This window comes from Moorena sp. SIO2C4 (genome assembly GCF_010672485.1).
Taxonomy (GTDB): Bacteria; Cyanobacteriota; Cyanobacteriia; order Cyanobacteriales; family Coleofasciculaceae; genus Moorena; species Moorena producens.
On sequence record NZ_JAAHGN010000444.1, the window covers coordinates 1 to 5929 of the forward strand.

A 5929-nucleotide genomic window follows, 5' to 3' on the forward strand; every position below is an offset into this window, starting at 1 on the left:
TGAAAGACATAGCTAGTGTTGTTTATTTTCTTTCCCAAGATGGTGCATCATTTATGACTGGAGCGCTGATTCCGATAGATGGCGGACTCACGTCTCAGACTCAATCATTATCATCCCTCAATGTTTCGGATACTTAAGCCCAAAAAAAACCTCAAAACGGGAGATTAATATAAGATGCTTCTAACTCAGAAGCATTAGCTAAGCTCCTCCCAAGGAGGCTCACTTCATCTTCGACCATGGGCTCTTGAGTCTTTTTAGCGTGGTCTCGCTTGTTTTTTCGACTTTGGTTTATGCTTCGGTGTGAATAACTCCCATCCCTGTCTGCTCCAGAGAGTAAAACAATATTCAAGCCGGAGGCAAATAGGAGCGTCCTATAATATAATGATAATGACAATATTTAATTATTGCTGTTTTTTATTATCATTATCACTTAAAATTATTTCTATCCTTGGAGGTATTTACAAAATTCCTTCGCTTTTGAAAAGCTTTTAGCTTTGTTTGACTCCTAGCCCTTACAGCTTTCTTAGCTCATCACAGAAGATTATTCTTGAACAATTACGTTTTTAATCTGTGTTGTTGTTGATCTATATTTAGAAATGCTAAAAGATATCTTAAGCAATAAAGTATGGCTCGTAACTGGAGCGAGTGGATATGTAGGTGGGGAATTATGTAAAAAAATTAAAACAGAGTATCCTTCTATTTATTTGATAGCAACAGATGTAAACACTCCCAGCCACAATTTATATGATGAGTTTATCATCGGCTCTTTGGAAAATTTTGAGAATACAGTAGTTCATAAAATATTAACAAGCAAAATTGATTTAGTAATCCATCTAGCAGGTGTTGCCGTTGAAGGATGGTGCTTTAAAAATCCTCTTGTAACCTGTGAATACAACATACGTGCAGTCTATATTCTCTTAGAAGCTATACGAAAAAGTATTTATCCATGTCATCTAATTTTGAGTACAACAGATAAGGTTTATGGACGAGATGCAACTCAAATAAACTCCTATTTTGAAGACGAGCCTTTGTTAGCAAAAAGTATCTATGAAACCTCTAAAGTCTGTGCAGATTTGTTAGCGCAATCGTTTTACTTTACTTATAAAGTACCGTTAAATATTTTACGTTTTGCTAATCTTTATGGAGGGTTAGATAGGAAGAGTTCACGTCTAGTACCACGTACTATACAAAGATTGCAAAACGGTCTACCTCCTGAATTACGTTTAACCAATAATGGTCAGGAATATACACGGGATTTTATTCATATATCAGATGCTATTGAAGGTATTATCATGGTAGCCAAAGCTTCATTAGAGTCAAATTCCAATATTATCGGTGAAATTTTTAATATTAGTAGTGGTAAGGAGTATAGGATAAGAGATATCATAGATATTATTATTAGTATTTTCCAACCAGGAGTGAAATATGTGGAGGTTAAAGGAGGAGTAAACTATTCAGAGATTGTCAATCAGTGCGCTAGTAATAATAAGATGAAACAGGTGTTAGGATGGGAGCCTAAAATTTCTTTAAAAGATGGGTTAATAATGATTAGAGATGAGTATGGTCAAGAGTAAATCCTTGCTGGGGGGGCGACATGCAATCTGACATCGATACTGGCTAATAATTTCAGCCCATAAGGTATAAAAAAATACATGCTGTTTTGGGCAGACCTTGGACGTAGTTATAAGGGTCCGGATCTTCATGACAATGAAAGGAGGGTCAATTGGCGACTGTATCGAGTATGAGCTCATTGGCATCAAAGCTTTATATAGTCAGATTTTGAGAGCTGATGTCGCCCCTGAAGCGACTCAACACACTTAAACGTGTATTCTTAGGTTCCCAAATTTCCTAACTGACCAATTTATGTCAACAATAATAATTAAAGCAGTGTATGAAAAATTTGAGAGTAATCCCTGATGTCTAGTACAACATTTGGACTCCACGGTAAGCTTTATGAGTACTTTCACTCAGTTTCTTTACGAGAAGCGGAAATTTTGACTCAACTCAGACAAGAAACCGCACAACATCCTATGGGTGTAATGCAGATTGCCCCAGAACAGGGGCAGTTTATGGCACTACTGATACAGCTAATGGAGGCAAAGAAAACTCTGGATATAGGAGTATTTACAGGGTATAGTTCTCTAGTAGTAGCATTAGCATTACCACCAGATGGTAAAGTAGTTGCTTGCGATACTAGTGAAGAGTATACTGCGATCGCTCGTCGCTACTGGCAAATGGCAGGAGTGGCTGAAAAAATTGATCTCCACATTGCACCAGCATTGGAAACTCTAGACCGTTTACTAGCAGACTTTCAAGGTGGTACATTTGATTTTGCCTTCATTGATGCTGATAAAGCTAACTATGATAGCTACTATGAGCGTTGCATTGAATTAGTTCGCCCAGGTGGACTAATTTTGATAGATAATGTGCTCTGGTTAGGTAAGGTAGCCGATCCGGAAATAACAGATAATAGAACCGAGTCTATTCGTGCTCTTAATCAGAAAATCCAACAAGATCAAAGAGTAACTATTAGTCTGGTACCGATCGCTGACGGCTTAACCCTAGCGCTGAAACGTCCTTAGAGAACCAGGGTAAGGGCAAGAATAAATCAGGAGGCATTATTATCAACAATATTGATAAAACAGTGCGATAGTCCTGAGAATCAAGGATTAACCCTTTTCTGTCACTCTCCGGTTATAATAAGTAGAAAAAGAAAAAAAAGAAACTCTACAAGGTAAGCACAGCAATAGATGTAGAGGAACAAATCCTAAAACATTTAGCCAGGGATACCCAGGCAACAGTATCAATAATAGATGAATATTGTCAGAGATTAGTTTAAATTATCCAGCTTTTTTATCTTTAAATCAATCGGCAGAAGTGGCCAATGAGGTGACAGATACTGATGATATCCAGGTGATTAATCATCAACAATGGAATTATGAAGGTGGATGGAAGAATGTGTTAAACAATTTTCGTTTACTGATTCAACCCATCATGATGTTATGGCTTATTTTTCCATGGTTAGATATTTTACCTAATAGTAAGTTAGGCCTGGGATTGAATCAGCTAATTAGTGAAATTAATCAATGTCAATCCTTTTTTTATTCTGGATAATCTGGCTTATTTGTTAATCATTGAATTCGGAAAGTGACAGAAAAGGGATAAATTCCCTGCGGGCTTACCCCATGGCTAGAAGCAAGGGGCTTGCGCCCTTAGACTTTTCGGTCAAAATGTAACACAGTGCGATCAAGCCCGCTGCTAGGTTAGGTTAAGTTAAGTAACCCAACAATCTCACTAAATTAATTTAAATTACTTCCGTTCAAAGGAGGCAATCAAAGGGTTCTCAGAACTTAAGTATTGATTGATTGCTGACAAGGCTTGAGGTTGATGGGAAACATGAGCATCAATGAATAAACCAATTGTTTCTGCTAGCAAATTCCGTAGTAGGTCTTCCGGTTGAGATGCTGGATAGTCTAGGAAAGCTCTACCAGTAGTGGAATCAGATGGATAAGCAATAGAGAAATGATTGGCTCCCTCTAGAAGTAGCAGATAACTATCGTCTCTGCCCCCTGAGATCGATTCTCTAAAAGTGCGTAACACTGGAGTGGTTGCTTGTTCCCAAGTTACTCCATAGCGGTGGCTGCTGTTGGCAATAACTCCATCACAGGTTCCTCCAATCAGCATTAATGGTAAAGCATCAGGTAAAGGTAAGATTTTGCCCGATGGATATCCTAGTTGCTTTCCTCCTGCTGTATGTGCACCATAGGCAAAAGAAGCCACAATTTGTGGAAAGAAGCGTGGATTTGCACTTTCAATTGCAACTCTGCCCCCAGCGGAGTGTCCTCCTAGAATGATGTGTTTTAAATCAAGCAGGCCAGCTAGAACTCCGTTAAGTTGTAATTTCTCTAATGCTACCAATAGGCTTGGTAAAGCAGAGGCTGTTGGAGCTGAACCATAGGTGTTTGGAGCCCACATTGCGATGTCAACACCTGGAGTCAGACCTACTATACCAGGTAAGTTTTCGGCAACCCAGGAGAAAGTGACAACCACAAGCCCACGTTCTGCCAACTTAATAGCAAGCCACTGATATACTTCCGGACTACAGTTTATGCCATTAAAGAAAATGACGACTTTGAAGGGAGACTGCTGAGGATCAGCAGGAACAATACCCATATTTTGTTCCTGATCGCTGCCTGACATCAGGGCTGGATAGAAAACTTTCAAATGAATGGTGTCATATGGAGAGGAAGCATCTTCTACTTTGGTAGACTGAAAAATTGCTCGAATAACCATACCACAAAAACTTATTTATTCAGATTTTAATCAGCTTATCAATTACAGCGAGCTTTGAAGCACACCAATAGATGGAAGGCTAACGGCCTTGAGGCTAGCGGCGCGAGACCAACTCTGGGAAAAGCCAAATTTTGCCGTCTTTGATATCTAAATGAACGATAGAACGGTAAATCCGATTCAAATCTTCCCAACCCACATTCATCCACTGGTAATGATCCCGAACAGTGTCAAAAATTAGTTGTACTTCCACCTCATCATTAGAAACATCATCCTGGGCGTACTGGTTCAGTAATCTCTGAACCTACTCGCGGTATTGAGCTACTTTCTCCATTCAACAATCACCTCATTGGCTGGATCATACACAATTATCAAGACCTGATACTGTTGTATCGCAGGATGCTTTAGCCTACAGGTCTGCTGTCAGAGTAGTAAGTTATGACTGCTATTGCTGAGGAGCTCAAGCCTACACTCCCCTAGCCTCGCGAGTGTAGCTAGGTCACTACAAAAGACTACAGGAAGAATTATGCCGTGGAGTGTCAAACACAAAATCCGTTAAAGTATGTAAATAAGCGAAGTTACCTTTTTAACCCAGGCACAATGGTATCCTCATCCTCGATTGCTGTCAGAGAACTCCCCATATTTCCCCTACCTGAAGTAGTTTTATTTCCTGGACGCCCTCTGCCGTTACACATTTTTGAATTTCGCTACCGAATCATGATGAACACGATTTTGGATAGCGATCGCAGATTTGGTGTCTTAATGTGGGATCCTGTTAAACAGGAACCAGCTACAGTTGGCTGTTGCGCTGAAGTTAACCACTTTCAGCGTCTTCCCGATGACCGGATGAAAATAGTAACTTTAGGTCAGCAGCGGTTTCGGCTCTTAGAGTACGTTCGTGAAAAACCCTATAGGGTTGGACTAGTGGAATGGATTGAAGACCAGCCACCTGCTAAAGACCTCAAACCAAAGGCAAAAGACGTCGCACAGTTATTGCGGGATGTTGTGCGTCTTTCCGCTAAGTTGACCAACCAGAAAATTGAGCTACCAGAAGACCTGCCCGATCTACCGATTGAGTTGTCTTACTGGGTTGCTAGCAATCTGTATGGCGTAGCCTTAGAACAGCAGGCACTTTTAGAGACCCTGGACACGGAAAAACGTCTAGAACGGGAAACAGAAATTCTCACTTCAACTCGCAATCACTTAGCAGCACGCACTGTACTCAAAGATGCATTGACTTAAGCTTTAATTGTAGCGTTTCTCATAGCTATGAGGTACACAGGATTTTTGGCCAGATCCGCTGCTCTCGACTCCCGACTCCCGACTCCCGACTCCCTACTTCCATTAACCCAGAACGAAAGTACCTCACCCAATTAATAACTGCTATAACAGTTTTGTTCACGGTTGACGGTTAACTGTTGAAAGTAAAATTATCAACATTTATGAGGGTGTAGCTGCCAAAAATCTTGAGGATTTCCTGATCAGGAATTATTTCCTCAAGAGCAGCTTTAAATAATGGTGTATACAGATCTGATTCCAGTTCAATAAAGAATATGTACTCACCAAGTAATCGTTTGGTGGGACGAGACTCAATCCGACTTAAATTAATACCTCGACGGGCAAACACCTGGAGTGGTTA

Annotated in this window: 6 protein-coding genes and 1 pseudogene; 4 read left to right on the top strand and 3 right to left on the bottom strand. The window is 40.1% G+C overall.

The features are described 5' to 3' along the window. Positions 1-596 precede the first annotated feature (596 nt). From F6K20_RS21440 to F6K20_RS21450, 3 genes are all read left to right on the top strand, one after another. Positions 597-1574, top strand: a complete 978-nt coding sequence (locus F6K20_RS21440) for an NAD-dependent epimerase/dehydratase family protein (RefSeq protein WP_287295960.1) — start codon at positions 597-599, stop codon at positions 1572-1574. 342 nt (positions 1575-1916) lie between these two features. Beyond that, positions 1917-2582 (top strand): class I SAM-dependent methyltransferase, encoded by a 666-nt coding sequence (locus F6K20_RS21445; protein ID WP_008185468.1) that lies wholly within the window; start codon positions 1917-1919, stop codon positions 2580-2582. 238 nt (positions 2583-2820) lie between these two features. Next, the gene (locus tag F6K20_RS21450) at positions 2821-3114 is read left to right on the top strand and encodes a hypothetical protein (RefSeq protein WP_287295962.1); all 294 of its coding nucleotides are present in this window, start codon (positions 2821-2823) and stop codon (positions 3112-3114) included. Positions 3115-3309: 195 nt separating this feature from the next. On the opposite strand, the gene F6K20_RS21455 is transcribed toward F6K20_RS21450, so the two are convergent. Next, positions 3310-4293, bottom strand: a complete 984-nt coding sequence (locus F6K20_RS21455) for an alpha/beta hydrolase family protein (RefSeq protein ID WP_008185462.1) — start codon at positions 4291-4293, stop codon at positions 3310-3312. A 121-nt stretch (positions 4294-4414) separates the two neighbouring features. Beyond that, positions 4415-4582 (bottom strand): annotated as a pseudogene (locus F6K20_RS21460) (element excision factor XisI family protein); the annotation flags it as partial. A 308-nt stretch (positions 4583-4890) separates the two neighbouring features. Here F6K20_RS21460 and F6K20_RS21465 point away from each other — a divergent pair. After that, positions 4891-5532, top strand: coding sequence for an LON peptidase substrate-binding domain-containing protein (locus F6K20_RS21465; protein WP_287295964.1), 642 nt, complete (start codon positions 4891-4893; stop codon positions 5530-5532). A gap of 169 nt (positions 5533-5701) precedes the next feature. Here the strand turns inward: F6K20_RS21465 and F6K20_RS21470 are convergent, their stop codons facing one another. Next, positions 5702-5917, bottom strand: coding sequence for a hypothetical protein (locus F6K20_RS21470; RefSeq protein WP_353736800.1), 216 nt, complete (start codon positions 5915-5917; stop codon positions 5702-5704). Between the last annotated feature and the right edge of the window lie 12 nt (positions 5918-5929).